Origin of the sequence: Iodidimonas gelatinilytica (assembly GCF_008579125.1) — a bacterium.
Lineage (GTDB): Bacteria > Pseudomonadota > Alphaproteobacteria > Sphingomonadales > Rhodothalassiaceae > Iodidimonas > Iodidimonas muriae.
In genome coordinates, this window is sequence record NZ_BKCL01000003.1 from 199,426 (window position 1) to 225,179 (window position 25,754).

General features: G+C 56.1%; 26 protein-coding genes and 2 pseudogenes. 13 read left to right on the top strand and 15 right to left on the bottom strand.

Annotated elements, in window-relative coordinates; genetic code table 11:
• Positions 1 to 19 precede the first annotated feature (19 nt).
• Together JCM17844_RS05760 and JCM17844_RS05765 are read left to right on the top strand one after the other, a co-directional pair.
• Complete coding sequence (locus JCM17844_RS05760; RefSeq protein WP_210431452.1) at positions 20 to 2,875, top strand: phosphoenolpyruvate carboxylase; 2,856 nt, start codon at positions 20 to 22, stop codon at positions 2,873 to 2,875.
• Between the two features lie 14 nt (positions 2,876 to 2,889).
• Entirely contained in the window at positions 2,890 to 3,846 is a 957-nt protein-coding gene (locus JCM17844_RS05765; RefSeq protein WP_150000066.1) for a ribonucleotide-diphosphate reductase subunit beta, read from the top strand.
• A gap of 51 nt (positions 3,847 to 3,897) precedes the next feature.
• On the opposite strand, the gene JCM17844_RS05770 is transcribed toward JCM17844_RS05765, so the two are convergent.
• The 5 genes from JCM17844_RS05770 to JCM17844_RS05790 all read right to left on the bottom strand — a co-directional run bounded on the left by JCM17844_RS05770 (position 3,898) and on the right by JCM17844_RS05790 (position 8,585).
• On the bottom strand, positions 3,898 to 4,443 hold the full coding sequence (locus JCM17844_RS05770) for a periplasmic heavy metal sensor (RefSeq protein WP_150000067.1): 546 nt from the start codon (positions 4,441 to 4,443) through the stop codon (positions 3,898 to 3,900).
• Positions 4,440 to 4,916: a hypothetical protein gene (locus JCM17844_RS05775; protein WP_150000068.1), complete on the bottom strand. Its 477-nt coding sequence runs from the start codon at positions 4,914 to 4,916 to the stop codon at positions 4,440 to 4,442. Before JCM17844_RS05775 ends, JCM17844_RS05770 begins: the two co-directional genes overlap by 4 nt.
• Position 4,917: 1 nt before the next feature.
• The gene (locus JCM17844_RS05780; protein WP_150000069.1) at positions 4,918 to 5,508 is read right to left on the bottom strand and encodes an RNA polymerase sigma factor; all 591 of its coding nucleotides are present in this window, start codon (positions 5,506 to 5,508) and stop codon (positions 4,918 to 4,920) included.
• A 165-nt stretch (positions 5,509 to 5,673) separates the two neighbouring features.
• Entirely contained in the window at positions 5,674 to 6,693 is a 1,020-nt protein-coding gene (locus JCM17844_RS05785) for a 2-oxoacid:ferredoxin oxidoreductase subunit beta (RefSeq protein ID WP_150000070.1), read from the bottom strand.
• A gap of 5 nt (positions 6,694 to 6,698) precedes the next feature.
• Positions 6,699 to 8,585, bottom strand: a complete 1,887-nt coding sequence (locus JCM17844_RS05790; protein ID WP_150000071.1) for a 2-oxoacid:acceptor oxidoreductase subunit alpha — start codon at positions 8,583 to 8,585, stop codon at positions 6,699 to 6,701.
• Positions 8,586 to 9,140: 555 nt separating this feature from the next.
• Between JCM17844_RS05790 and JCM17844_RS05795 the strand changes: the two genes are divergently transcribed.
• The 4 genes from JCM17844_RS05795 (at position 9,141) to galE (ending at position 12,586) form a co-directional block, all read left to right on the top strand.
• Positions 9,141 to 10,100, top strand: a complete 960-nt coding sequence (locus JCM17844_RS05795) for an MATE family efflux transporter (protein WP_210431453.1) — start codon at positions 9,141 to 9,143, stop codon at positions 10,098 to 10,100.
• The gene (locus tag JCM17844_RS05800) at positions 10,088 to 10,501 is read left to right on the top strand and encodes an MATE family efflux transporter (protein ID WP_150000073.1); all 414 of its coding nucleotides are present in this window, start codon (positions 10,088 to 10,090) and stop codon (positions 10,499 to 10,501) included. Before JCM17844_RS05795 ends, JCM17844_RS05800 begins: the two co-directional genes overlap by 13 nt.
• Entirely contained in the window at positions 10,498 to 11,502 is a 1,005-nt protein-coding gene (locus JCM17844_RS05805) for an alpha/beta hydrolase (RefSeq protein ID WP_150000074.1), read from the top strand. Before JCM17844_RS05800 ends, JCM17844_RS05805 begins: the two co-directional genes overlap by 4 nt.
• A gap of 79 nt (positions 11,503 to 11,581) precedes the next feature.
• Positions 11,582 to 12,586: a UDP-glucose 4-epimerase GalE gene (galE, locus tag JCM17844_RS05810; protein ID WP_210432653.1), complete on the top strand. Its 1,005-nt coding sequence runs from the start codon at positions 11,582 to 11,584 to the stop codon at positions 12,584 to 12,586.
• Positions 12,587 to 12,628: 42 nt separating this feature from the next.
• Here the strand turns inward: galE and JCM17844_RS05815 are convergent, their stop codons facing one another.
• From JCM17844_RS05815 to JCM17844_RS05825, 3 genes are read right to left on the bottom strand one after another with little or no spacing between them, the layout of a single operon-like run.
• On the bottom strand, positions 12,629 to 14,575 hold the full coding sequence (locus JCM17844_RS05815; RefSeq protein ID WP_210431454.1) for a PAS domain-containing hybrid sensor histidine kinase/response regulator: 1,947 nt from the start codon (positions 14,573 to 14,575) through the stop codon (positions 12,629 to 12,631).
• On the bottom strand, positions 14,518 to 15,375 hold the full coding sequence (locus tag JCM17844_RS05820) for a PAS-domain containing protein (RefSeq protein ID WP_150000077.1): 858 nt from the start codon (positions 15,373 to 15,375) through the stop codon (positions 14,518 to 14,520). Before JCM17844_RS05820 ends, JCM17844_RS05815 begins: the two co-directional genes overlap by 58 nt.
• On the bottom strand, positions 15,372 to 15,665 hold the full coding sequence (locus tag JCM17844_RS05825) for a hypothetical protein (protein WP_150000078.1): 294 nt from the start codon (positions 15,663 to 15,665) through the stop codon (positions 15,372 to 15,374). The genes JCM17844_RS05820 and JCM17844_RS05825 overlap by 4 nt, the downstream gene beginning before the upstream one ends.
• Positions 15,666 to 16,000: 335 nt before the next feature.
• On the opposite strand from JCM17844_RS05825, the gene JCM17844_RS05830 reads away from it, so the two are divergent.
• The gene (locus JCM17844_RS05830) at positions 16,001 to 16,354 is read left to right on the top strand and encodes a hypothetical protein (RefSeq protein ID WP_150000079.1); all 354 of its coding nucleotides are present in this window, start codon (positions 16,001 to 16,003) and stop codon (positions 16,352 to 16,354) included.
• A complete protein-coding gene (locus JCM17844_RS05835) occupies positions 16,351 to 16,614 on the top strand; it encodes an FKBP-type peptidyl-prolyl cis-trans isomerase (protein WP_210431455.1) in 264 nt (87 codons plus the stop codon). Before JCM17844_RS05830 ends, JCM17844_RS05835 begins: the two co-directional genes overlap by 4 nt.
• 93 nt (positions 16,615 to 16,707) lie before the next feature.
• On the opposite strand, the gene JCM17844_RS05840 is transcribed toward JCM17844_RS05835, so the two are convergent.
• Both JCM17844_RS05840 and JCM17844_RS05845 read right to left on the bottom strand, forming a co-directional pair.
• On the bottom strand, positions 16,708 to 17,355 hold the full coding sequence (locus JCM17844_RS05840) for a CoA transferase subunit B (protein ID WP_150000081.1): 648 nt from the start codon (positions 17,353 to 17,355) through the stop codon (positions 16,708 to 16,710).
• Between the two features lie 23 nt (positions 17,356 to 17,378).
• Positions 17,379 to 18,082: pseudogene (locus tag JCM17844_RS05845) on the bottom strand (CoA transferase subunit A).
• A gap of 132 nt (positions 18,083 to 18,214) precedes the next feature.
• Between JCM17844_RS05845 and JCM17844_RS05850 the strand changes: the two are divergent.
• The 5 genes and pseudogenes from JCM17844_RS05850 (at position 18,215) to JCM17844_RS05870 (ending at position 22,438) form a co-directional block, all read left to right on the top strand.
• The gene (locus JCM17844_RS05850; RefSeq protein ID WP_150000082.1) at positions 18,215 to 18,748 is read left to right on the top strand and encodes an RNA methyltransferase; all 534 of its coding nucleotides are present in this window, start codon (positions 18,215 to 18,217) and stop codon (positions 18,746 to 18,748) included.
• A 109-nt stretch (positions 18,749 to 18,857) separates the two neighbouring features.
• The gene (locus JCM17844_RS05855) at positions 18,858 to 19,397 is read left to right on the top strand and encodes an invasion associated locus B family protein (RefSeq protein ID WP_150000083.1); all 540 of its coding nucleotides are present in this window, start codon (positions 18,858 to 18,860) and stop codon (positions 19,395 to 19,397) included.
• A gap of 77 nt (positions 19,398 to 19,474) precedes the next feature.
• Entirely contained in the window at positions 19,475 to 20,689 is a 1,215-nt protein-coding gene (gene rlmN, locus JCM17844_RS05860) for a dual-specificity RNA methyltransferase RlmN (RefSeq protein ID WP_210431456.1), read from the top strand.
• 19 nt (positions 20,690 to 20,708) lie between these two features.
• Positions 20,709 to 21,148: pseudogene (locus tag JCM17844_RS05865) on the top strand (VOC family protein).
• 78 nt (positions 21,149 to 21,226) lie between these two features.
• Complete coding sequence (locus JCM17844_RS05870) at positions 21,227 to 22,438, top strand: argininosuccinate synthase (RefSeq protein ID WP_150000084.1); 1,212 nt, start codon at positions 21,227 to 21,229, stop codon at positions 22,436 to 22,438.
• A 36-nt stretch (positions 22,439 to 22,474) separates the two neighbouring features.
• Here the strand turns inward: JCM17844_RS05870 and JCM17844_RS05875 are convergent, their stop codons facing one another.
• From JCM17844_RS05875 to JCM17844_RS05895, 5 genes are all read right to left on the bottom strand, one after another.
• Complete coding sequence (locus JCM17844_RS05875; RefSeq protein WP_150000085.1) at positions 22,475 to 23,170, bottom strand: outer membrane protein; 696 nt, start codon at positions 23,168 to 23,170, stop codon at positions 22,475 to 22,477.
• Between the two features lie 117 nt (positions 23,171 to 23,287).
• Entirely contained in the window at positions 23,288 to 23,911 is a 624-nt protein-coding gene (locus JCM17844_RS05880) for a MarC family protein (RefSeq protein ID WP_150000086.1), read from the bottom strand.
• 89 nt (positions 23,912 to 24,000) lie between these two features.
• Positions 24,001 to 24,900 (bottom strand): bifunctional methylenetetrahydrofolate dehydrogenase/methenyltetrahydrofolate cyclohydrolase FolD, encoded by a 900-nt coding sequence (folD, locus tag JCM17844_RS05885; RefSeq protein ID WP_150000087.1) that lies wholly within the window; start codon positions 24,898 to 24,900, stop codon positions 24,001 to 24,003.
• A 28-nt stretch (positions 24,901 to 24,928) separates the two neighbouring features.
• Positions 24,929 to 25,285 carry a DUF167 family protein gene (locus JCM17844_RS05890; RefSeq protein WP_150000088.1) on the bottom strand — a complete coding sequence of 119 codons (357 nt, stop codon included), beginning with the start codon at positions 25,283 to 25,285 and terminating at the stop codon, positions 24,929 to 24,931.
• Entirely contained in the window at positions 25,251 to 25,547 is a 297-nt protein-coding gene (locus JCM17844_RS05895; RefSeq protein ID WP_150000089.1) for a YggT family protein, read from the bottom strand. The genes JCM17844_RS05890 and JCM17844_RS05895 overlap by 35 nt, the downstream gene beginning before the upstream one ends.
• Positions 25,548 to 25,754 lie beyond the last annotated feature (207 nt).

The window sequence follows — 25,754 nt, forward strand, 5'->3', positions numbered from 1 at the left end:
ATCAAGGATGAGACAGTTTATGGCCTCCGCCGATATATCAAGCGCTCCGTGTCCTGCGGATTCTGAACTGGAAGACCGCCTTCTGGCGCGGCTGGAGGAATTGCGGTTGCGCCGGGCGGAAGACCCCAGCTTCAATCCCATCTGGCGACTGGCCTGCGATCTTTCGGCGCGCATTGAAACAGGGACATTGTCTCGCGGGGATTTGTGCCGCCTGTGTTCGCATTTGCTGGATCGTTCTTTGGAAGATCGTGCCGGATGGATGCGGTCCATGCTGGAACCTTTGTCCGGTGAAGACAATGAGGCGCGACTACGCGCTTTGCTGGACGCCGATGCCAAAGAGTCCGATTTCGAACACTTTGCGGCCCGGTGGGGCCATCCGGCTGTGGGCTGTGTGTTTACGGCTCATCCCACTTTTTTATTATCGGGCGGAGAAACGGCCCGCTTGATCGAAGGGGTAACCGGGCAGGCGTGCGCGCCGAAGGATGATCCCCGGGCGGATGGTATCACGCTGGGGGATGAGCATCGCCAGGTTCTGGATGCGATCCGCAATGCCCGTAAGGCCCATGGTACCATCTGTCGTTTGGTCTTTGATGTGGCCCGTCGCCATTTTCCGGATGATTGGACGCGACTGCGGCCAATGCCGTTCGATCTGGCGAGCTGGGTTGGCTATGATATGGATGGCCGCACCGATATTGGCTGGGCCGATTGCGTGCGCCTGCGCCTTCTGGAAAAAGACCGGCAACTTGGCTGGTATCTTGAGGATTTGGCGGCTGTGGACCGTCAGGACGCGCCGGCTGCGCTTTTAAAAGCCCTTGATGAAATCGCCGGACAGCTTGAGGCGGCGCGGGCCCATACGGAAAAAGCCCGGATCTTGTTCGATGGTCCGCTTGAAACCACCGATGGATTGGCCGAGGCGGCAAATTGGTTGACCGATCCCGGTCATGGCCGATTGATTGCCCTAAAGCCGGTGAGTGCGCGCTTGCGCCGCCTTGTTGCGGACCATCCCGATGCGGCTTGTGCGGTGGATCTGGCGCTGCTTGCGGTGCGGATGGATAGCTTTGGGCTGGGCGCGGGCCGGGTTCATTTCCGCATGAATGCCACGCAATTGCACAATGCCGTGCGGCGCAGGCTCGATCGTGATGAAGCGGTGGATCTGGCCAGCCGATCCGCTCTTATCCGCCTGAACGAACTCTATGCGGAAGAAGCGCCATTGGCGGTGAATTTCGCCGCCCTTGCCATGGAAACCACCACGGCGGTACGGCAGTTTCTGACCATTGCGCAGTTCGTTAAACATATCGATGCGGACTCGGATATCCGGCTGTTGATCGCCGAATGTGAGCGTCCTTCTACCGTGTTGGCGGCTATTTATCTGGCGCGTCTGTTCGGGGTGGACGAGCATGTGGATGTATCGCCTTTGTTTGAAACGCCCCCGGCCCTTGAAGGCGGCGAGCGTTTTCTCGATGTCCTGTTCAGCCAGCCTGCCTATCGTAAAGCGGTAAAAATGCGCGGTCGGATAAGCATTCAGACCGGCTTTTCCGATGCCGGGCGGTTTATTGGCCAGATCCCTGCATCCCTATCCATCGAGCGGCTTCAGGCCAATATGGCGCGGCTGGTGGAAATCCATGGGCTGGGCGATCTGGACTGTCTGATTTTCAATACCCATGGTGAATCCATGGGGCGCGGGGCGCATCCCGGTTCCATGCGGGCGCGGCTGGATCATGTCTTGTCCCCCTGGGCGCGTAAATGCTTTGCCGATCGGGGGTTAAGGCTGCGCCACGAAACCAGCTTTCAGGGTGGCGACGGATATTTGTGGTTTGCCACGCCCGGTCTGGCTCTTGCCCTGTTTTCCCGTATTCTGGAGCACCGCGCAGGCTTGCCCGCGCGTATGGAGCGCACTGATCAGGATCGCTTTTATGAATCGCCTGACATCACGCTGGATTTTTTCCGACAGGTGATGCGCTTTCAGGAATCGCTGATGGGGTCGGGGGCGTATCACCGTACTCTGTCGGCCTTTGGCCTGTCTTTGCTCAAGCCCACCGGGTCCCGGAAGGCGCGGCGACAATTTGAAGCCGGGTCGGGGGAACGCCCGGATCTGTCGAAAGTGCGTGCGATTCCCCATAATGCGGTGTTGCAGCAACTTGGCTATCCGGTGAATGTGCTGGGCGGTATCGGGCAGGCCACCCGTAAAAGTCTGGAACCCTTTACCGATTGGCGACAAGACAGCCCACGCTTTGGCGATCTGATGGATATGGTGGTTGCCAGCCGGACCCGCGCCAGCCTGCGCACCATGATTGCCTATGGGGCTTTGTTTGATGGCGGTTATTGGGCCTCGCGCCCCCATGGCAAGGATCAAAAACATCTGACCGAGCCGTGCCTTTATCTGGCGGATCAATTGGAACATGATGATCGCTATGGTGAAACGCTGGAGCTGGCCACGCGGTTGCGCATCGATGAATTGCTGTTGCATCGCTTGCTTGGGGAAACTGGCGAGGACATTCAGGTTCTGGAAGCGGGCGAGCGCGATTTTCTGGCCTTGTTGCACGCGGTGCGCATTGCGCTGATCCAGCATTTATTTTTGCAGGCGGCGCGTATTCCGCGTTTTTCCTCGCGCAATGATATCAGCCGTGAAGATATCATGGAACTGGTGTTCGAGCTGCGCATTCCCGAAGCGCTGGCCTCTTTGCGGGAAGCCTATCCCGATGCGGCCCCTAGTGCGGATGATTATAATCTTGCGGAATCTTCGGATTATCCCGATGAAACGGCGGCCAATTATTCTGAAATCAATCAGCGTTTGATTGATCCGATGCAGACCCTTTATGACTGTTTGCTGACCATTTCGGTGGCTGTTGCCAATGCCTTCCATGCTCATGGTTAAGAAGAAAGTATCGCATGTCTCTCGTTGAAGAACGCCTTGCCTATAAACCGTTCCGCTATCCTTGGGCCTATCAGGCCTGGTTGACGCAACAGCGCATCCACTGGCTGCCCGAAGAAGTTCCTTTGGCAGAAGATGTGAAGGATTGGCGGCATCGCCTGTCCGAGAGCGAACGCAATTTGCTGACCCAGATTTTCCGGTTTTTCACCCAATCGGATATCGAGGTGAACAATTGCTATATGAAGCATTATGCACAGATCTTCAAACCCACCGAAGTGCAGATGATGCTGGCGGCCTTTTCCAATATGGAAACGGTGCATATCGCGGCTTACAGCCATTTGCTCGATACCATCGGCATGCCCGAAGAAGAATATTCGGCCTTCCTTCATTATAAGGAAATGAAGGACAAATATGATTATATGAAGCGCTTCAACACCGATAGCCCGCGTGATGTGGCCTTGACGCTGGCCGTGTTCGGGGCCTTTACCGAAGGGCTTCAGCTGTTTGCCAGCTTTGCCATGCTGTTGAACTTCCCGCGCTTCAATAAAATGAAGGGCATGGGCCAGATCATCAGCTGGTCGGTGCGCGATGAAAGCCTGCATTGCGATAGCGTGATCAAGCTGTTCCGGACGTGGGTATCGGAAAACCCCGCGCTTTGGACCGCCGATTTCCGTAAGGAGTTGACCGATATTTGCCATACTATCGTCACCCATGAAGAAGCCTTTGTGGATCTGGCCTTTGCGCTTGGCCCGGTGGAAGGGCTAACGGCGGACGATGTGAAACGCTATATCCGCTATATTGCCGACCGCCGCCTGATGCAGCTTGGTCTGGATCCGGTGTTTCATGTGGACGATAATCCGCTGCCGTGGCTCGACATCATGCTGAACGCTGTGGAGCACACCAATTTCTTTGAAAACCGTTCGACGGAATATTCCAAAGCGGCCACGCGCGGGGCATGGGAAGAGGCGTTCTAGAGGCGTACGCCACTCCAGAACCGGGGGAAAGCATCATGTGAGAGCGGGGTTTTAGTCGCGCTCTTGGTCTTTTTTGTCTTGCCGCTTATGGGCAGGGGCTTTGTCTTTTTCGCGGTCATCGCTTTTCCGGGCCAAGGCACGGGCCATTTCCGCCCGTTCATGCGGGGTCATGCGGCTGGCGGACCGAACGATAATGCCCTGCAAGGGACGCTGAAGATCCGATAAGGCCGTATTGAGCCGTTCAAAGGCGTCGGACAGGGCGGATTCATCCAATTGGGGGGCCGCCAAAAGCGTGCGGATTTCCCGCCGGATTTGATGAAGATCGTCGATCTGCGTATGCAAATTCCGCTTTGTCTGGCGCAATTCTTCGCGCAAAGGCTTGCGGGCTTCATCCGACAGGGCTGCGTTCAATGCCCGCAATTCAAGGCGCAGGCTATAACGATCGCCATGGTTGTCTTTCGTCTCCTGATAATCTTGGCGGTCAGGGCCGAACAGGGCATGGCCTGCAAACACACTGCCAAAAAATACATTGGCCGCCAAAGACAGGGCCAAAAACACCATCAGAACGATGTTCCATTTGGGCAGGCCGGTGGTCATTCTTCGCTATCCTCATAAAATGCAATATCACTGCCCATCAGATAGGGGGTGAGATCCACAGTTTCCGACGTTCCCACCCAATTGGATGCGCCAAACCACAAGCCCATGATCATGGCCACGACAAAGGCGGTGGAAGGCGCATAGATGGCCACACGGGGACGGTTCTTGAACGCTGTTTGCCAGCCAGCGGGCTGTGCGGCAAAGCCCCCATAGCGGTCATCATGCAAGATGTCGCTCCGGGACTGTCGGGGGATGGCCATCAGGCTTTGCAAAAAATCGGGAGAGGCCGGGGCGCAAGGCGTTTCGCTATCCAGAAAATGATCCAGCGTTCGGGCCTTGGCCACCACATCCAGCGTTTCATTCTGTGCAAGAAAGGCCGCCGCATCGGCGCGCTCGGCCGATGGCCAGCGGCGCATATCCGCCCCATAGGCGGAGACGATCTGCTCAAACCGTTCTTGTGTCATCTGGCTCATCTTAATGACGCCCCTTCATAAAGTGGCTGCGTAAAGCGCGCCGCCCTCGAACGAGTATAGATTCCAGCGCCTTGATGCTTATCTTCATGATCTCGGCAGCCTCCTGATTACTCAATTCGTCGAAATAACACAGGCTCAAGGCAAGCCTTTGTCGTTCGGGAAGTGTTTTTAAAGCCGCTCGAACGGCATCCCCATGCTGCCGCTTCTCCATGATCTCGTCGGCAGATGCGCTGTCATCGGCGGTATCCCAGTCTTCGGCCAAAGCCAAAGGGCGCGGTTTACGCAACCGATCCAGACATCCATTGGTTACCACGCGGTAAAACCATGTGGTAAAACGCGCCGCTTTCGGGTCGAACTGGCTTGATTTTAGCCATAAGCGGCTGAAGGCGTCCTGAAGCGCATCCTGAGCCTCGTCGCGATTGCCCAACATCCGTTGAGCCAAGCCCAAAAACCGATCTGCATGGCGGGTTACAAGCTGAGAAAAAGCCTGTTCATCGCCAGCAGCGATCCGCGCCATCAACACTTCGTCGGACGCCTCCACTTGAATTGCCGCATCCTCGCCGGCCGTGCCTGTCGGTATATTTCGTGTCAAGCCAGCCTCTTTAGGGGTGATACGCAAAAGCCTGTCGAAACCCTGCGCCAAAACGGCACCGATTTCACGGTTTTTTTAGAGCGTGGGTGCAATGGCACAAAAACACCGCGATACGGAACGGTATCACGGTGTTTTATTTGGGTGGTGAAAAAGCATCCTAGACGCTTATTCCACAGTCCATGTATAGCCCCGGCGCAGATAGGCGTTCATATCGGGGGCGCCACGTTCGGCCTTGACCGCTTCCATTTGCGCCGTCATGTCACGCTCATAGCTGGAAGACGGTGCGCAATAAATCACGCCGATCACCATGGGGAAGTCGGGCGGGCTTAGGGTTGCCAGCAAATGCGCCAAGGTGCTGTTGGTTTCATCATGCACCAGAATATCGCTCTCGCTGATGCCGTCTTCACCGATGGTCGCAACTTTGAGCTTGAAGGTTTTCTGATCGAAAATCAGGCCCTTGTCGCGGTTTTTTCCGAAAATCATCGGCTCGCCGTGGCGCACATTCAATGTGCGGTCGGTCAACACCGCTTTTTCGGTGAAATCATTGAACACGCCGTCATTATAAACGATGCAGTTCTGGAAGATTTCCACAAAGCTCGCGCCTTTATGGGCGTGGGCACGTTTGAAAATCTCTGGCATGTGCTTTTGCGCCGTATCGATGGTGCGGGCCACAAAACGCGCACCGGACCCAAGGGCGAAAGCAGCCGGGTCCAAAGGCCGGTCCAATGACCCATAAGGCGTGGAAGGCGAGCGGGTGCCAGCCCGTGATGTGGGGGAATACTGGCCTTTGGTGAGGCCGTAAATCTCGTTGTTGAACAACAGGATATTGAGATCCACATTACGGCGCAATGTGTGCATCAGATGGTTGCCACCAATGGATAGGCCATCGCCATCGCCGGTGATCAGCCATACATCCAGATCGGGATTGGCAAGCTTTACCCCCGTGGCCACGGCGGGTGCCCGGCCATGGATGGTATGGAAACCATAAGTGGCCATATAATAGGGAAAGCGCGACGAGCAGCCGATACCGGAAACAAACACGGTATTGGCCGGTGTGGCCCCCAGTTCGGGCAGGGTTCGTTGCATACATTTCAAGATGGCATAGTCACCGCAACCGGGGCACCAACGCACTTCTTGATCGGATGCAAAGTCTTTGGCGGTCAAATGTCCAACAGGCTTGTTCATGTGATTTACTCCGCCGCTTTGGAGATTGCGGTATTGAGCTCTTCATGGATCACATCGAGCAATTCGCGGATCTTGAAGGGTTGGCCGGAAACTTTGGTGACAGAGCGCGCATCGAGCAAGAAGCGATCGCGCAGCACGGTGATCAATTGCCCCATATTCATTTCCGCGACAATCACGCGGTCATAGCGGGCCAAAAGCGCCCCCAGATTGGCCGGGAAGGGATGAATGTGGCGAATATGGATATGGCTTACATCCAGACCCTCGGCACGGGCGCGGCGCACCGCCTGATCGATGGGCCCAAAGGTGGAGCCCCAGCCCACAACCGCCAGTTTTCCGGAGTCTGTGCCATATGCCACCGACTGTTCGGGAATATCCTGTGCGATGCGGTTGATCTTGTCGGCGCGCAGATCGCTCATCCGCTGATGATTGGCGGGATCATAGGAAATATGGCCGGTTTCAGTGGATTTTTCGATGCCGCCGATCCGGTGTTCCAGCCCCGGCGTGCCCGGCACCGCCCAAGGGCGCGCCAGAGTTTCCGGGTCGCGGGAATAGGCATTGAACGGCCCATCTTCATCGGGCCGGTCTTTTTGCTTTACCGCAATGGATGGAAAATCGGCCATATCCGGCAATTTCCACGGCTCGGCGGCATTGGCGATATAGCCATCGGTAAGCAGCATCACCGGGGTCATATATTTCAGCGCCAAACGGGTGGCTTCAATGGCCACTTCAAAGCAATCGCCCGGCGTTGAAGAGGCGATCACCGGCAGGGGCGCATCGCCATTGCGGCCATAAACCGCCTGATAAAGATCGGATTGTTCGGTTTTTGTCGGCAAACCGGTAGATGGGCCGCCGCGCTGGGAATTGACCACCAGCAAGGGCAGTTCGGTGGAAATTGCCAATCCCAAGGCTTCGGACTTCAAGGCAATGCCCGGCCCCGAACTGGAGGTAACCCCCAAAGATCCGGCAAAAGATGCGCCAATGGCCGAACAGATGGCGGCGATTTCATCTTCCGCCTGAAAGGTCATGACGCCAAATTCTTTCATGCGCGACAATTCGTGCAGCAAAGGCGAGGCGGGGGTGATGGGATACGAGCCGAACATGATGGGCAGCCCGGCCAGTTGGCCTGCGGCGGCAATGCCCCAGGCAAGAGATTGGCTGCCGGTGACGGTGCGATATTCGCCCGGTTGCGCCTGCGCCCGGTCCACCCGGTATCGCTTGAAAGACGCCCCGAGCTCGGAGGTATCGCCAAAGGCATGGCCGGCATTCAAAGCGGCGATATTGGCATCACGAATATTGGGAACTTTGGCAAATTTGGTTTCCAGCCATTTGATCACCGCAGCGCGGGGGCGGCTGAACATCCAGAGCATCAGGCCCAGCGTCCACATATTTTTGCAGCGCAGGGCTTCTTTGTTGGACAGACCGAAGTCCTTGACCGATTCTAGAGTCAGTTTGGAAATGTCGAACTTCAAAACCCGATAAGGGTCGAGCAAGGGCGTTTCCAAAGGATTGGTGTCGAACCCGGCTTTTTGCAGATTACGGGTGGAAAAGGCCCCGGTGTCGATCACCACCATGCCGCCTTCGCGCACCGTTTCCAAATTCACCTTCAGCGCCGCAGGATTCATCGCCACCAGCACATCGGGATCGTCTCCGGCGGTGAGCACGGTATCGGAGCCGAAATTGATCTGGAAGGCGGACACACCGAATGTGGTGCCCGCAGGGGCGCGGATTTCGGCGGGGAAATCCGGAAAGGTCGAAAGATCGTTCCCGGCGAGCGCCGTAGACGTGGTGAATTGACTTCCGGTGAGTTGCATGCCGTCGCCGGAATCACCGGCAAACCGCACGACCACGCTATCGAGCGCCTCAAGGCGGTCGGTGCTATTGAATGTGTCCATGATCTGTTCGTCGTCCTTCATATCCGGCAAGGCTTGTTACAGCCTGTACCGTTCACCGCAGTCCCGATTCTGGGCGGGCCTGTCCTATCGGTCTGGAAAGTGGACCTGTCACATCCGACCTTTCCCCTCTTTGTCGATGAGCCATGCCCAAAAAAGGGTGGCTCCTCTCCCTGCACTTAAGACAGCCAGCACCATTGTACAAGCAATGGCCCCTTATGTTTTAGGCAAGCCAAACTTGTTCACCACGCCCCTATTATCAAGGCGTATAGGCTTGTCAGCAGGTCTTCTCTGCTGAATACCCCTCTGGCACCCATTGTGGCAAGAGGCATTGACCCTGCATTATAGAACGCAAGATCGGGCCGATATGTGGCAATCTGGCGCGGGATAGGGGGCTTTGTGGCCTTATGGCAAAATCCTTGCCTGCCCGATCAGGCGATTTATGATTCGCATGGATAGATTGCGACTGCGTAAAAAGCGGTTGTTTTCAAAGGGCATAACAGGATCCGCCCCCCTTTTTGGCAAGGCGATTCGATTTTTAAAGGGATGGGTGTTGTTTTGTCTGGTTCCTTGACGGCCCGTGATCCCCATCCCAACCGGCGTATCTGGCGCATTGCCGCACCGGCCATCGCGGCCAATATTTCCGGACCTTTGGTGGGGGTCGTGGATACATGGGCGTTGGGCCATTTACCGGACCCCGCATATCTTGCGGCTATCGCGGTCGGGGCGTTCATCTTCCATTTTGTGTATTGGAGCTTCGGCTTTTTGCGCATGGGAACGACCGGCCTAGTGGCGCAGGCTCACGGGGCGGGGGATGAGGCGCGGCTGTTACGTATTGTTTTGCGGTCATTGATTTTGGGGCTGGGCTTTGCGGGGGCTGTGCTTGTGCTGCAAACGCCTATCCTTCATGGGCTGTTTGCGCTTTTGAACCCGGAGGCTTTGGAAGCCGAGCTTGCCTTGCGCTATTGCCTGATCCGCATCTGGGCAGCTCCGGCGATTTTGCTTCGGGTGACGGTGATTGGCTATCTGGTGGGGATACAGCGCACAAGGCTGGCCTTGCTGATCGAGTTGATGCTCAATCTGGGCAATGCAGCCCTTACGGTTTATTTGGTGAATGTGCTTGGCTTCGGCATGGAAGGGGCGGCTTTTGCCAGCCTTGCAGCGGAAGTGGTGGCGGCAGCTTTGGCGGTGTTTGTGGCCATGCGCTTGCTGGGCGGCCCGGCTCTTCTCTCGGCGGCGAAAGACCGCGCTTTCTGGCATCTATCGGCCTTTGCCAAGTTGATGTCGGTAAACGGCTTTATCTTTATGCGCACCCTGTTCTTGCTGCTGGCCTTTGCGCTTTTGTGGCGCAATAGCGCCGCTTTGGGCAGCACTGTCTTGTCCACCAATCAGGTTCTGATCCAGTTCTTGATGCTGACATCCTTTGGGTTGGACGGCATTGCTTATGCTGCGGAAGCACTGGTCGGGATGGCGGTGGGCCGCATGATCAGGCGGTTTTACGCCAGATGGTGCGCCTGACCACTTTATGGGCTTTGGCCTTGGCGGTGCTTTATAGTGTGATTTTCTGGATCGCGGGGGAGGCGATCATCCGCAGCTTTACCGATATTGTCGAGATCCGTGCCTTGGCCATGGGCTTTTTGCATTGGTTGATTGTGATGCCGGTGATTGCGGTGTGGAGTTATCAGTTTGACGGTATTTTTATCGGTGCCACCAAAACCGCGGCCATGATGTGGACCATGATCCTTGCCTTTGCGGTTTATGCTGTGGCCTTGTTGGTGTTGGTGCCACGCTTTGGCAATCATGGATTATGGGGCGCTATGATGATTTTCCTTGCCATGCGCGGTATTGGCCTTGCGCTCTGTTATCCATGGCTGGTGCGCAACCAGATTGGTGATACACCAAGAGAGATAGGACCATGACGATGAGGAAGGGTAAAAACCATCAAGACGACGATCCGTGGGGTCTTTATGGCATGATGGATCGGTTGGGACTTGGGGACTCTTTCTCCGGTGATATGGCGGATGGCTCTGCGGATTGGACAGGCAAGCTGGGCCTGTCGGGTCTTACCGTGCGGGCCTTGCGTTCATTGGGGCGTGGGGCGGCCGGTTTGCTGGAAGCGGAAAATATACCCGTTGCCGAAACCCGTATGTTGTCGGTGCCCGATGGCAACCGCTCGATTCCGGTGCGCCTTTATCGCGGATTTGGGGCCACGGTTGATGCGCCTTTGGTGGTCTATTTTCATGGGGGCGGCTTTGTGGCCGGGTCCATCGATACCCATGATGGCCTGACCCGGCGCTTGGCCAATGCGGGGAAGGCGGTGGTGCTGTCGGTGGACTATCGCTTGGCCCCTGAACATCCGTGGCCCGCCGCATTGGAAGATGCCATGGCGGTGGCGTTGAGAGCGCGGCACCGGGCCAAGGCCCATGGCGCAAATCCCGAGAGCCTGATTTTGGCAGGGGATAGTGCAGGGGGCACCATTGCTGCCGTATTGGCGCGCTTGATGGCGGAAACGGGTAAATCGCCTGCGGGGCAGATGTTGTTTTATCCGGCGACGGATCTTACCCGCGCCCGGTTGTTCCGTGAGATGCGCGGCGGCCTAGGGGCTTTGGAACGGCGCGGCATCGATGCGTTTCGCCAGATGGTTATTGGTACGGATGGGGATTTGTCGGACCCCAATTTCTCGCCCCTTTTCGCTCCGGATCTTTCGATCTTGCCACCCAGCTATATTCTGGCCGCGGGCCGCGATCCCTTGAAAGAAGAAGTGGATGATTACCATGATCGTTTAAAAGCCGCGGGCGTGCCGGTGCATTATAAATGTTGGCCCAAGCAACCGCATGGCTTTTTGGGCTTTGGCCGGGTGATGAAAGATGTGGAGCCGGCCCTTGATCATGCGGGCCAGTGGATGGCAGGGATTTGCTAATCGCAGGCGTTCCCCTTGTTGCCTCGCTTGTGCCGCGGCGTCATGATGGGGGCTGTGGGGTTTGTATAGAGGGCATGTGATGGCATCACCGATTTTGGTTACCGGCGGCGCGGGCTATATTGGCAGCCATGCGGTTCTGGCTTTGCGCGATGCGGGCCACGATCTTGTGGTTCTGGATAATTTGTCCAATGGCGTGCTTGAAGCGGTGCCCGATGGGGTGCCTGTGGTGGTGGCTGATATTGCCGATGGGGAAACCGTTTCGGCCCTTTTGAAGAAATATGCCATTCGTGATATCTTGCATTTTGCGGGCTATGTCCGGGTGGAAGAATCGGTGGCCGATCCGTTGAAATATTACGGCAATAACACGGCGGCCAGTCGGGCTCTTTTGGACACGGCCATCAAGGCGGGTATCGAGCGCTTTGTGTTTTCTTCCACGGCGGCCACTTATGGTGTGCCCGATGTGATGGCGGTCAGTGAAGAGACCCCGACGCAGCCCATCAATCCCTATGGCTGGTCGAAATTGATGACCGAGCAGATGTTGCGGGATGCGGTGGCGGCTTATCCCGGCTTCAAAGTGGCGATCCTGCGCTATTTCAATGTGGCGGGGGCCGATCCACAGGCGCGCACCGGTCAGCGCACCAAAAATGCCACCCATCTGATCAAGGTCGCCAGTGAACTTGCCACCGGAAAGCGCTCCGGAATGCAGGTATTCGGTACGGATTATGATACGCCCGATGGCACCTGTGTGCGGGATTATATCCATGTGTCGGATCTGGCGCAGGCCCATGTGGATGTGCTGGATTGGCTGGCGCGGCCTGAGAATGGGCCGCTTGGCCTGTTTAATTGCGGCTATGGGCGCGGTTATTCGGTGCGCGAGGTTTTGGCCGCCATGGAAAAAGCCTCTGGACGCAGGCTGCAGGTGGATGATGCGCCCCGCCGTCCCGGTGATCCGCCAGCGCTTATTTCCGATGCCCGCCGATTGCGCGAACAGGTGGGTTGGGCCCCGAAATGGGATCAGCTCGATACCATCATCAGCACCGCCTTCCAGTGGGAAAAAACCCTTGAGGCCAACCAGCCGGATTGATGCGGATCAGCCTTTGACCCTGTATGGCTGGCTGGCGTCTATCTATGCGGCGCGATAGGCCTGTAATTGGGGCAAGGCGTTGTCCATTTCTTTTTGCAGCAGCGCGATAGCCTTGTTGATGGCAGGCATATCACAAGTTCGGCTTAAATGCTCCAGGGCGGCTGCCTCGGCGGACAGGCGATTGGCCCCGAAGGTGGACGCCGCACTTTTCAGGGCATGGGCGTTGATTTGAAGGCTATCATAGTCCCGCTGTTCGGCAGCCTTTGCAATGGCGCTTCGTCTTTGGCCCGCTTCATCGATAAATGTATTGATCAAATGCTGCAAAAGATCGGATCCGACTTCGGCACCCATCCGGTTGAGAGCTGCCTGATCCAGTGCTTCCACCATCGTTTCTTCTCCGGGCGATTGTTGAGGGAGGGTGGGAAGACGCCGCCCACGGATCAAGGCTTCTACCGTGGCAACAAGGGCTTCGCGGTGGATGGGCTTTGGCAAGAAGGCATCAAAGCCCAAAGCCTGAAACTGTGATTTGGCTTCCGTGCCTGCCTGTGCCGTCAAGGCGATCACCGGCAAAATGCGATGGCCGCGTTTGCGCAGGGTTTCTGTGGTTTCGATGCCATCCATGCCGGGCATGGAAATATCCATCAGCACCAGATCGATCGTTTCCGCGTCAAGCTGTTTCAAGGCATCGGGTCCGCTATTCGCCTCTAAAACAATAGCCCCGGATCGGCGCAGCATTTCGCTGGTGACAAGGCGGTTGGCGGCGCTATCATCCACCACCAAGATTTTGGCTTGCGCCAAATCCGACGAGCTGGGTTTGCCGATGAATTCGCTATCGGTTTTATCCTGTTCAGAGGGGGCGGCGCTGTTTTCTTGTGTCACCAGAAAAGGCAGATCGCACCAGAAACGGCTGCCTTTCCCCGGCGTGCTTTCAAAATCGACACTCCCGCCCATCAATTCCACCAGCCCTTTGACAATGGCAAGGCCAAGGCCCGACCCGCCATGGCGGCGGGAATTGGCAGGGTCTGCCTGACTGAATTTGGAAAAGATCTGTTCACGGAAAGCAGGAGTGATGCCAATGCCGCTATCGCTGACTTCAAACCGCAAGATGCAGAAGCCATCATCGCCGGCCAACCGTTTTACCAGCACATGCACATGGCCTTGGGGGGTAAATTTCATGGCGTTGCTGATCAGGTTCAACAGCATTTGCCGCAAGCGCGATTCGTCGCCGCTGATCAAAGCCGGAATTTCCCCTTCGCTTGAACAATCAAGGGTCAGACCTTTTGCTTGCGCTTGTGCGGTGAAAATGGCGCAGCATGTATCAATCAGGCTCGCCGGGGAAAAACTTGTGGGCGATATGGCCAGCTTGCCCGCTTCAATGCGGGAATAATCCAGAAGATCATCAAGCAAAACCCGCAAGGCTTCACTGGCATCCCGAGCCGTGGCGGCCAGCCTTTCCTGATTGGGATCAAGCCGGTCCTCTAACAAAAGATCAAGCGCCCCCAGCACCCCATTCATTGGCGTGCGAATTTCGTGGCTGATGGTGGCAAGAAAATCCGATTTGGCGCGAGAAGCTGCCTGGGCTTCGTCGCGGGCATCGCGCAAGCGACGTTCGGCCTCAAGCCGAGTGGAAATATCGCGAATGAAGCCGGTAAACAGGCGGCCGCGTTCGGTATGAACGTCCACCAGGCTCAACTCCGCCGGGAAGCGGGTTCCATCGCGCCTTTGCGCTGTAATTTCTGTGCGGCGCCCGACATAGGGTCTTTTTCCCTCTGTGAGCGCTTTTGTTATGCCATGTGCGAACAGGGGCTTGGCATGATCGGGAATCACGGTGTCCAAAATGGATCGTCCAATGATCTCGTCGGGACTCCAGCCGAAGATGGTTGCTGCAGCATCGTTGAAATCGATCACCGTGCCCGTTTCATCGACAGTGATCACCCCATCAAGCGCGGCCTGTACGATCCCCGCCTTGGCGGCTTCGGAATCGCGCAACTGCCTTTCGCGTTGTTTGATGGCGGAAATATCCGTGTGGGTAACACCGCATGGCCGGTGGGTGTGCGGACTTCTTGCACCAGGAACCACCGGTCGCCGATATTGGTTTCAAAGGTTGATCCGGGCTGGCTGTGCAGCGCCATGCGCTGTTTATACCAAGCGCTGTCTTCTTCTTTGCCGACGGCGATGCCCCGTGTTTGAGCGCCCACCTTGATCAAATGCGAAAAGCTGATGCCTACTTTCAATGGCCCGGCCAAAGGCGAGATATTTTCAGAAAAGCTGCGATTCCAGATCACCAGCCGATCATTTTCGTCGAACATGGCAAAGGTATCGTGCCCGGCTTTCAAGGCGGCGGAGAGAATTTCGCTGTTTTCTTGCAGCCGCGTCAAAAGATTGGTGCGGGCGATCTGTAATTCTAAAAAATTGGCCAAAGTGCGCCCGAAGCTGCTTCCCAGAATGAGGATTGTGGCCAGAAAAACGATCAGCATCAGGCCCATGCCGGTATATTGCATGGAATTTTGCGCAAAGATCATTACGATCAAAGGTGTGAGGGACGGCAGGCACAAGGCGTAAAAGGATGGCGGGTAATAGCCGGAGACCACCAGCGCGCCAACACTGATGCCGCCAAGGGCGAAGGACATCAAGACCTGCTGTTGCAGATTGGCGTCCGAGAAAAAAAGAACCGGCAACAGCCCCCACATGGCCCCAGCTAAAAGGCCGCTGCCGATATGGATGATCCGGCCAATTTTTACGCCGGGTCTGGTTGCACAATACCACCAGCATCCAAGAGAACGGATCAAGCCGTGGCCGCCAAACCAAGAGCCCAATAGCTGAAATTCTCGATCGGGTTGGATTGGAAGAACACGCCATAAAGGATCAGCGCCAGCACCACATGGATGAGGCTGCCCCAGCGCAGCCCTTTGGCAGCCATGCCAATTTTTTCTTCTAAAATGCTGTGCTGTTCGTTTTCATCCAGCCGATCAGGCAAGATGGACAAAGGCAGATCCGTGCGTATACCGCCGGAGGTGCCATTCAGAGGGTCATGCGAGACAGCATCGCTGGTTTGGTGCAGGCGGTCGGAATGCGACATGATGGTCTTGTTTCTCAACGGCCACACGCCCCTCCTCGCAAGAGTGTCTGGTAGTTTTACATCGCCGTTTGATCTGAGCCCCCAACCCAATATCGCCGGCACGATCCACAAAAATCTGTGCGGCCATGCTGCCGCCTAGATTCTGTTTTTATCATTGTGCGTACAGTACGGACGAGATGGCGTATATGCAATGTCTTTTGCCCCTTTGCTTGCAAGTGGCCCCAATGGCATGGCATCCCCGTAATTGTCTGTATATTAAAGGATATGACGTGTTTTTGGGTGTGCCTGTTCGGGTGCGCTATTTTGTCGTCCTAATCACTGAAAGAGGATCATAGATGACCAGTTCCCCATGGAGACGCCTGGCAACCGGAATGTTGGTGCTTGGTGCTTTGTCTTTGTCTGCCTGTGGCAGTGGCGAAGATGAGAGCGACGCTTCGGCACCGGCCACCGAAGACGCGGCAACAGCGGAGAGCAGCGCGGCCGAAGACCAAGGCCAAACGGCTGAAACCACGGCCCCCACCGATGCCGAGACTGTGGCGGCCCGGATGGCTGAATGGCGCAAGAGCCAGATGGCCTATCTGTCGGACTATGCCTCTTCCGGCGGTGATATCAAGCGCAGCCCTAATGGTGTGCTTTATACGGTTCTTTCTAAAGGCGATGGCATCAGCCTGAAACCGGGGATGTGGTGACGGTGCATTATGAAGGCCGCCTGACCGATGGCACGGTATTTGACAGCTCTTATGAGCGTGGCCAGCCCGCGACATTTCCTAGCGATCGGCTGATTCCGGGCTGGGTGGAAATTCTGCCTATGATGTCCGTTGGCGATGAATGGGAAATCGTTATTCCGTCGGAGCTTGCCTATGGCCCCCGTGGTGCCGGTGGCAGCATTCCGCCCAACTCTACCCTGATCTTCAAGCTGGAACTGCTGGATGTGGCCAATAAAGGCTAATGGCGGCTGACAAGATAGGTCTTTAATACAGAACCGCCCCGGCTGGATTGAACCGACCGGGGCGGTTTATGGGTTTAGCCGGACCGGCCTTCCTTAGGCAGCCAGTGTGTCGGCAAGGCTAAAGTCGCATTCGGTTTTCTGGCGCACTTCGTCAATGGTCACGTCAGGGGCCAGTTCCACAAGCTGCAACCCGCTGTCTGTAATGTCGAACACCCCCAGATTGGTGATGATGCGGTCAACGCAGCCAACACCGGTCAAAGGCAGATCGCATTGTTTGAGGATTTTGGGGCTGCCGTCTTTTGCCGTGTGGTCCATGATCACCACCACTCTTTTAACGCCGGCCACAAGATCCATGGCCCCGCCCATGCCTTTCACCATTTTGCCCGGAATCATCCAGTTGGCCAGATCGCCTTTTTGCGATACCTGCATGGCGCCAAGGATCGACAGATCGATATGCCCGCCCCGGATCATGGCAAAGCTGGTGGCGCTGTCGAAATAGCTGGTGCGGCGCAATTCGGTGATGGTTTGCTTGCCCGCATTGATCAGATCGGCATCCTCTTCCCCCTCATAGGGAAAAGGCCCCATACCCAGCATGCCGTTTTCCGATTGAAGCGTTACGTCATAGCCTTCGGGAATGAAATTCGCCACCAGAGTGGGAATACCGATCCCGAGATTGACGTAAAAGCCGTCTTCAAGTTCCTTAGCCGCACGTTCAGCCATTTGTTCGCGTGTCCAGGCCATAAAATTGCCTCCTTATGAATGACTTAGGCCGCACGGGTGCGGGTGGTGCGTTGTTCGATGCGTTTTTCAAAACTGCCCTTGACGATGCGCTGTACGAAAATCCCCGGCGTGTGGTTGCTATCGCCATCGATATCACCCAGTGCCACGATCTCTTCCACATCGGCAACGGTCGTGCGCCCTGCCATCGCCATCATGGGATTGAAATTGCGCGCCGTTTTGCGAAACACCAGATTGCCCTGCTCATCGGCTTTCCATGCTTGATGATGGACAGATCGGCGGTGAGGCCGGTTTCCAGAATATAGGTTTCCCCATCAAAATCCTTGTGTTCCTTGCCTTCGGCCACCAGCGTTCCCACACCGGTTTTTGTATAGAAGCCGGGAATGCCTGCGCCACCGGCGCGGATGCGTTCCGCCAAAGTGCCTTGCGGGTTGAATTCAAGCTCCAGCTCTTTGTTCAGATACTGGCGTTCGAATTCTTTGTTTTCCCCCACATAGGAGCTGATCATTTTCTTGATCTGGCGGGTTTCCAGCAAGATGCCCAATCCGAACTCGTCGATACCGCAATTGTTGGAAATGATGGTCAGATCTTTGGTGCCATGTTCACGGATGGCTAGAATCAGATTTTCCGGAATGCCGCACAGGCCAAAACCGCCCGCCATGATGGTCATACCATCAAATAGCAGCCCATCCAGTGCCTCTGCAGCGCTTTGATATAGCTTGCTGGCCATTGGCGTTCCTTTCCCTTTGAATGAATCCCTTGTTTTATGCTCTATGCTGCGTTGCACAGAACGTCAAGGCGCGATGCCGTGATAAGAGGGCGCGGCACCCGGGGCCAGAAAAGATTGGATAAAAGCAAAGTGATGCGCGGGTATTTTGCAATCGGAATTGAACGGGCTTCAAAAGCCGGAAATATGGGAAATCTGATCCGTACGGCGCATGGCTTTGGCGCGTCTTTTGTGTTTTCCATTTCGCCACGGCTGGAAGCCGGCGAAGTGGGCCATGACAGCCATGCAGATACGGCCCGCTCCGCCAAAACGCTGCCCTATTTTGAGTATCACAGCCTTGAAGAACTGGCCCTGCCAAAGGACTGCCGCCTTGTGGGGGTGGAACTGACCGATGATTCCATCGATCTGCCGTCTTTTCATCATCCATTGAATGCGGCTTATATTTTGGGGGGCGAGCGCATGAGTTTGCCTCAAAATACGCTTGATCGCTGTGATTATGTGGTCAAGATCCCGACACGATTTTCGCTCAATGTGGCAACGGCCGGGGCGATTGTTATGTATGACCGGCTGATGACATTGGGCCGGTTTGCGCCACGTCCCGTGCAATCGGGCGGGCCTGTGGAGCGTGCTCCGGTCCATGTGCATGGTGGCCCGAAGATCAAATCCTGAGGGCTTGAGGAGATGTATGTCGGCCCCTATGTGGTAAAACCCCGGACCTTATGTGATAGACGGGATGACGATGGCCAAATCAGGCCGCACGGTTTTGGAGAGAGCGCCCATGTTGAAGACGAACCCCATGTCCTTTCTAGCCATAAGCCTTAGTGCTTTTTTGTTGATGATGCCCGGAGCGGCATTTGCACAGGATAAAATCGACCTGATTGGCGGGTTCAACGATTGGGATGCCTTTACCTTGAAGAAGCCCAATGGCGAACAGATGTGCTATATGGTGTCGGTGCCGAAATCGTGGAAAGCCAATAAGGATGGTGTGCGGCGTGGCGATATTTATATCACCATCACCCACCGCCCGCAGGCCGATGTGCGCGATCAGGTGAATGTGGTGGTGGGCTATCCGTTTAAATCCGGCGTGGAAGCAAAAGCGGTGGTGGACGGAAAATCGCGTTTTAGCCTGTTCACACAAGGGGATGGGGCGTGGCTTTATACCTCGAAAGACGATGCGAAAATGGTAACGGCCATGCGTCGGGGCAACAGTTTGATCGTTGAAGGCGAATCGTCACGTGGGACCAAAACCACCGACCGCTATTCGCTGTCGGGCTTTACCGCTGCCCATAATGCCATTGGCCGGGCGTGCAGCCGCTAGGGTTTTTGTGCACAAGGCTCGCATTTGCCGTTCAAAAGCAGTATAGCACGGCCCTTGAAGCCAAAGAGATAGATGACATGACCCAGACCGCTCCCGATAGCGCGCATAGTGGTGCGCCGATGGCCAGCCCCGGACCCGTGGTGCCGGTGGTTTCTCCCCGTGCGGCAAACACCGATCCGCGCCGCGATATTCTTGGTCTGTCGCGCGATGAACTGCGCGCTGCCCTGATCGAGATCGGTGTGCCAGAACGGCAAGCCAATATGCGGGCCAAGCAGATCTGGAATTGGGTCTATCACCGTGGGGTGACGGATTTCGAAGCCATGACGAATGTGGCGAAAGAGGTGCGGGCGCGTTTGGGCGAGGCCTTTTGCATTTCCCGCCCGGAGATTGTCGACGCACAATATTCCAACGACGGTACGCGCAAATATCTGCTGCGCTTTGATGATGGTTCGGAAGCGGAGGCGGTTTATATCCCTGATGAAGATCGCGGCACTTTGTGCATTTCTTCCCAAGTGGGATGCACGCTGAATTGCCGGTTTTGCCATACGGGAACCATGCGCCTGGTGCGCAATCTGACACCGGGCGAGATCGTTGCGCAGATGATGGTGGCCCGTGACGATCTGGGCGAATGGCCCGCCAGCACCGACAATCGCCGCGTCACCAATATCGTGATGATGGGCATGGGCGAGCCGCTTTATAATTTCGACAATGTCAAAAAAGCCCTGCAGATCGTGATGGATAAGGAAGGCATCCAGATGTCGCGCCGCCGCATCACGCTTTCAACGGCGGGTGTGGTGCCGATGATGCTGCGTTGTGGCGAAGAAATCGGCGTCAATTTGGCGGTGTCTTTGCATGCGGTTAATAATGAAACCCGTGACGAAATCGTGCCTCTCAACAAAAAATACCGTCTTGAGCAATTGATGGAAGCCTGTGCCGCCTATCCCGGCACCCATAATGCGCGGCGTATTACCTTTGAATATATCATGCTCAAGGATATCAACGATTCCGATGCCGATGCGCGCGAACTGGTACGGCTGCTGACCCGTTACAAGCTGCCTGCCAAGGTGAATCTCATTCCCTTTAATCCGTGGCCCGGCAGCCCTTATGAATGTTCCGATTGGGATCGCGTTGAGCGGTTTTCCGATCTGGTGTTCAAGGCGGGCATTTCCGCCCCCATCCGCACGCCGCGCGGCCGCGACATCATGGCCGCCTGCGGTCAGTTGAAATCGGCCAGCGAGAAAAAGCGCAAAAGCGAGATTTTGCGCGAACAGGCCGCTGCCACACAGGATTGATCGGAGAAAGCCCATGGCGATGGAATATCTTCACACAATGGTGCGTGTGACGAATCTGGATGCATCTCTGGATTTTTATTGTGCCAAGCTGGGCTGGTGGAAGTAAAGCGTGTGGACCATGAAAAGGGCCGCTTCACGCTGGTCTTTCTGGCAGCGCCAGGCAATGTGGATGAAGCCAAAGAGCGCCATGCGCCTTTGTTGGAACTGACCTATAACTGGGACCCCGATTCCTATGAGGGCGGGCGGAATTTCGGCCATCTGGCCTATCGTGTGGATGACATCTATGCGACCTGCCAGCGCCTGATGGATTCGGGGGTGACCATCAACCGTCCGCCGCGTGATGGGCATATGGCCTTTGTGCGCTCGCCAGACGGGATTTCTATCGAATTATTGCAGCATGGTGAGCCATTGGCCCCGAAAGAACCATGGGCTTCTATGGAAAACACCGGGGTCTGGTAGGCAAAGCCTCTTTTCATGGGCGCAGGGATGGCCTAGGACAACAGTCCATTGGTCCATTCTGTTGTAAGGGTTTTTGTCATGTCCTCATCCGCGCCCAAAAAAGTTGTCCTCGCCTATTCCGGTGGTCTTGATACATCCGTCATTTTGAAATGGCTGGAGGCGACCTATGGCTGCGAGGTGGTGACATTTACCGCCGATCTGGGCCAGGGGGCCGAGCTTGAAGAGGCCCGCGCCAAGGCGGAAATGCTGGGCATCAAAGACATTTATATTGAAGATCTGCGCGAGGAATTCGTGCGCGATTATGTGTTCCCGATGATGCGCGCCAATGCGCTTTATGAAGGGCTTTATCTTTTGGGCACCTCCATTGCCCGTCCCCTGATTGCCAAGCGCCAGATAGAAATCGCCCGCGAAACCGGCGCCGATGCCGTGTGTCACGGCGCCACCGGCAAGGGCAATGATCAGGTACGCTTCGAGCTTTCCTATTATGCGCTGGAGCCTGATATCAAGGTGATCGCGCCGTGGCGGGAATGGGATCTCAATTCCCGTACCAAGCTGATCGAATTTGCCGAACAGCATCAAATTCCGGTGGCCAAAGACAAGCGCGGCGAAGCCCCCTTCTCGGTGGATGCCAATTTGCTGCACACCTCGAGCGAGGGCAAGGCGCTGGAAGATCCGGCGGTGGAAGCGGAAGAATTTGTCTATTCCCGCACCGGCTCGCCTGAAGCTGCCCCCGATATCCCGCAGTTCATCGAAATCGGTTTTGAACGGGGGGATGCGGTGTCTTTGGATGGCAAGGCTTTGTCACCCGCCGAGCTGTTGACCGCCTTGAATGAGTTGGGCCGTATCCACGGTATCGGGCGGCTGGATCTGGTGGAAAATCGTTTTGTGGGCATGAAATCGCGCGGCATTTATGAAACGCCGGGCGGCACCATTTTGCTGGCGGGCCATCGCGGGATCGAGCAGATCACGCTGGATCGCGGCGCGGCCCATCTGAAAGATGAGCTGATGCCGCGCTATGCGGAGCTGATCTATAATGGTCTGTGGTTCACCCCTGAACGGGAGATGCTGCAAGCGGCCATCGACCACAGCCAGCGCCATGTGGAAGGCACCGTGCGCCTGAAACTGTATAAGGGCGCGGTGCATATTGTGGGCCGCAGCTCTCCCAAATCGCTATACAGCTTAGAGCATGTGACCTTCGAGGAAGATGCGGTCTATGACCAGCGCGATGCGGAGGGCTTTATCAAGCTCAATGCCCTGCGCCTGCGCCTGCTGGCTCGTAGAGGGGCCTGAACGGCCAAAGCTATATTGGAAAATCGGGGATGGGCTTCAGAATTTGAAGCGCACCCCGGCATTGAGATGCCAGGCATCGAATTCCGAGCGGAAACGTCCGGTGGCATTGCCATTTTCTGTCACTGTCAGCCAATCGGGGCGGCCCGTGGAATAAAAGCGCCCATCCACCGTAAAGTCGAACCGTTCGGTGATGGGTATGGCCATGCCGACAATCGCTTGCCATGCAAATTCTGTGTCGGTGGGGCCGCCAAATTCGGTGCGGCCACCGGTGCCATTGGTGAAATAGACATCGGATTCCACACCGGCCAATCCTGCGCCCAAGCCCACATAAGGTACAAAGCGGCGGGAAATATCGGTGAAATCATAATAAACGACGGCCATGCCCGCCATAGAGCTGTTGTCGCCGGTAAACAGGGCGCCGGGCTGGCTGGTGATGAAGCCATTATCAATGCTGTTTTCCCGATAGGACAATTCTGCTTCCACCCGCACATTGCCGAAGCCGAAAGTGTCAAAGCGGTAGCCTACGGCACCACCCACCACAAAGCCGGGGTCGAAATCCATACGCGCCGCTTCAAAGGTGCTGTTGTCGGTCCGCAGGCTGGATTGGTCGCGTTGCAGGCTCAGGCCGCCAAAGGCGGTAAGATAGATATCTCCTGCTCGGGCGCTGGGCGACAAAGCAGTGGCGCAAAGAGCGGCGGCAGATAAAAAGGCAAGGGCGGGGATGCGGGACATGAGGCGGGCTCCATTGCTCGATATACTCGATAAACGAGCCTAAGCCGTTGCTGTTCCAACCGTAAGACAATACAGGCGCACAATTGCTTGATGGCCGGGTGAAGGCGGCGCGGCCCTTTATGTGAGAAAGAAATTGCGGATGCCGTCCATGATGAACTGGCTGGCAAAGGCAGCCAGAATGATCCCCAGAACCCGCGAGATAATGGTGGAGACCGTATTGCCCATTACGGCCATCAATTTGCTGGCCGCTAAAAAAGCGAACAGGGTAAGCAGCAAGGTTGCGCCGATGGCGGCCAGAATGGTGCCTTGGGCCAGATAATTGCCTTCATGGCTGGCCATCAACAAAATGATCGACGCAATGGCCCCCGGCCCTGCCAGAAGCGGGATGGCGATGGGGAAAACGGAAATATCTTCCAGATGTTCCTGATGGCTGCGTTCGGCGGAATTTTCGCGGCGTTCCGTGCGTTTTTCAAACACCATTTCAAGGGCGATCAGGAACAGCATCACCCCACCCGCCACCTTCAATGCATCCAGCGTAATGCCCAAGGCGGATAGGAACGGTTCGCCCACAGCCGCGAAGAAGAGTAAAATGGCAACGGCAATCAATGTTCCCTTGATGGCCATCAGGCGTTTATGCCGCGCATTGGCGCCTTCGGTCAGGCTGGCAAAGACAGGGGCAATGCCAACGGGGTCGATAACCACGAAGAAGGTGACAAAGGCGCTGATGAAAATCTCAAGCATAAAGACCCCGGATCGGTGTTGCGATAATACAGGCCCTTAACGCATTTTGCGACCAAGGCAAACCCCAAGGATAGGGGGCTTTGTTCTGGTTATCGCGCATCAGGGTCTGATGGGTCGAGGCCGTGGATGCGGCAGGTGGCGGTCAGGGTGTTGGCCAGCAAGCAGGCAATGGTCATGGGGCCAACGCCGCCCGGTACGGGGGTAATGGCTCCGGCATGCTTTTGGGCCGATGCAAAATCCACATCGCCCACCAGCCGGGATTTGCCTTCGCCTTTTTCAGGGGCGGGGATGCGGTTGATGCCCACATCGATCACCGTGGCACCGGGTTTGATCCAGTCGCCTTTGATCATGCACGGGCGGCCCACAGCGGCCACCAGAATATCGGCTTTGCGGCAGATATCGGGCAAATCGCGGCTGCGGGAATGGGCAATGGTGACGGTGCAATTGGCTGCCAGCAGCAAATGGGCGAGGGGTTTTCCCACAATGTTCGAGCGCCCCACCACCACAGCGTCAAGGCCGGAAAGATCGCCCAAATGATCGTGCAGCATCATCATGCAGCCAAGGGGGGTGCAGGGCACCAGACCCTTGCCGCCGGTGGCAAGCAATCCGGCATTGATCACATGAAAACCGTCCACATCCTTTTTGGGATCAATGGCGGCAAGCACATGGGCGCTATCGATTTGTTCCGGCAAGGGAAGCTGCACCAGAATGCCGTGCACATTTGGATCGGCATTGAGCCGGGCCACAAGATCCAGCACCTGCGCTTCATCGGTATTCTGGGGCAAGCGGTGCTCGAAGGACTGCATGCCCACCTCGATCGTTTGCCTGCCTTTGTTGCGTACATAAACCTCGCTGGCCGGATCGTTTCCCACCAGCACCACCGCCAGCCCCGGCGTGATCCCGTGATCGCGGTTAAGCTGTGCCACTTGATCCGCAATGGTCCGGCGTAAATTTGCGGCGAATGCCTTACCGTCGATAAGCTGTGCCATTGGTGTGCGCTTTCGCGTTGGGGGAGGATCAAATACCAAGGCTCATACGTGTCATGGCCCGTGAAAGTTGGTCGATTAAATGGTCCGGGTCGCCATCTATATGCAGGGTTTTCAGCCGCGCGGTGTCGCCGGATTGAATATGGATGGTGCTTTTGGGCAGGCCGAATTCTTTTGCCAGCAAGGCGATCAATGCTTTGTTGGCCTTACCTTTTTCCGGTGCCACCGTCACGCAGACCCGCAGACGTGCGGCCCCATCGCTATCAAGCTCAACCCGGTCAAGCATATTGGATGCGGCCTTGGGTGTCAGCTTGACCGAAAAGCGCACCCCGTCGGGGCGTCGGTCAAAGATTTCAATAGCCGTAAAGCAAGGGGACGATGCTGTCATTGAAGAAAATCTGTATAGCCTGCACAAGCAAGAGCAGGATCAGGGGGGAAATATCAATGCCGCCCAAATCAGGAACGATCCGGCGGATCGGCCGCAGGGCAGGTTCGGTTGCGCGATAGAGAAACTCCATCAGCGAGGCAACGAACTGGTTTCTTGTGTTGATGACATTGAAAGCCACCAACCAGCTGGTAATCACCCAGACAATCAGGATGATCTTAAAGATGCCGATGGCCGAATTAACAAGGAAGACAAGTGCGCTCATTGATCGTCGCTTTCGACAAATTCCATTTTAATGCCGTCCAGATGTAGCCGTCACCGGCAAGGCACGCAACCATGCGCGTGTGAAATATGTGTCATAGGCCGGATGCGGCTATGGCCTTGGGGGTGGTTGGGATATAAACCATCGACACAGTATGAAAGTGTAAACCAAGTCTTAAGGATAGACGGATTATGCTTCATGGTTGATCGG

Coding starts and splice junctions, on each gene's coding strand:
- JCM17844_RS05760 (WP_210431452.1), top strand. CDS start 20: ATGGCCTCCGCCGATATATCAAGCGCTCCGTGTCCTGCGGATTCTGAA.
- JCM17844_RS05765 (WP_150000066.1), top strand. CDS start 2,890: ATGTCTCTCGTTGAAGAACGCCTTGCCTATAAACCGTTCCGCTATCCT.
- JCM17844_RS05770 (WP_150000067.1), bottom strand. CDS start 4,443: ATGACCACCGGCCTGCCCAAATGGAACATCGTTCTGATGGTGTTTTTG.
- JCM17844_RS05775 (WP_150000068.1), bottom strand. CDS start 4,916: ATGAGCCAGATGACACAAGAACGGTTTGAGCAGATCGTCTCCGCCTAT.
- JCM17844_RS05785 (WP_150000070.1), bottom strand. CDS start 6,693: ATGAACAAGCCTGTTGGACATTTGACCGCCAAAGACTTTGCATCCGAT.
- JCM17844_RS05790 (WP_150000071.1), bottom strand. CDS start 8,585: ATGGACACATTCAATAGCACCGACCGCCTTGAGGCGCTCGATAGCGTG.
- JCM17844_RS05800 (WP_150000073.1), top strand. CDS start 10,088: ATGGTGCGCCTGACCACTTTATGGGCTTTGGCCTTGGCGGTGCTTTAT.
- JCM17844_RS05805 (WP_150000074.1), top strand. CDS start 10,498: ATGACGATGAGGAAGGGTAAAAACCATCAAGACGACGATCCGTGGGGT.
- galE (WP_210432653.1), top strand. CDS start 11,582: ATGGCATCACCGATTTTGGTTACCGGCGGCGCGGGCTATATTGGCAGC.
- JCM17844_RS05825 (WP_150000078.1), bottom strand. CDS start 15,665: ATGTCGCATTCCGACCGCCTGCACCAAACCAGCGATGCTGTCTCGCAT.
- JCM17844_RS05830 (WP_150000079.1), top strand. CDS start 16,001: ATGACCAGTTCCCCATGGAGACGCCTGGCAACCGGAATGTTGGTGCTT.
- JCM17844_RS05840 (WP_150000081.1), bottom strand. CDS start 17,355: ATGGCCTGGACACGCGAACAAATGGCTGAACGTGCGGCTAAGGAACTT.
- JCM17844_RS05850 (WP_150000082.1), top strand. CDS start 18,215: ATGCGCGGGTATTTTGCAATCGGAATTGAACGGGCTTCAAAAGCCGGA.
- JCM17844_RS05855 (WP_150000083.1), top strand. CDS start 18,858: ATGTTGAAGACGAACCCCATGTCCTTTCTAGCCATAAGCCTTAGTGCT.
- rlmN (WP_210431456.1), top strand. CDS start 19,475: ATGACCCAGACCGCTCCCGATAGCGCGCATAGTGGTGCGCCGATGGCC.
- JCM17844_RS05870 (WP_150000084.1), top strand. CDS start 21,227: ATGTCCTCATCCGCGCCCAAAAAAGTTGTCCTCGCCTATTCCGGTGGT.
- JCM17844_RS05875 (WP_150000085.1), bottom strand. CDS start 23,170: ATGTCCCGCATCCCCGCCCTTGCCTTTTTATCTGCCGCCGCTCTTTGC.
- JCM17844_RS05880 (WP_150000086.1), bottom strand. CDS start 23,911: ATGCTTGAGATTTTCATCAGCGCCTTTGTCACCTTCTTCGTGGTTATC.
- folD (WP_150000087.1), bottom strand. CDS start 24,900: ATGGCACAGCTTATCGACGGTAAGGCATTCGCCGCAAATTTACGCCGG.
- JCM17844_RS05890 (WP_150000088.1), bottom strand. CDS start 25,285: ATGACAGCATCGTCCCCTTGCTTTACGGCTATTGAAATCTTTGACCGA.
- JCM17844_RS05895 (WP_150000089.1), bottom strand. CDS start 25,547: ATGAGCGCACTTGTCTTCCTTGTTAATTCGGCCATCGGCATCTTTAAG.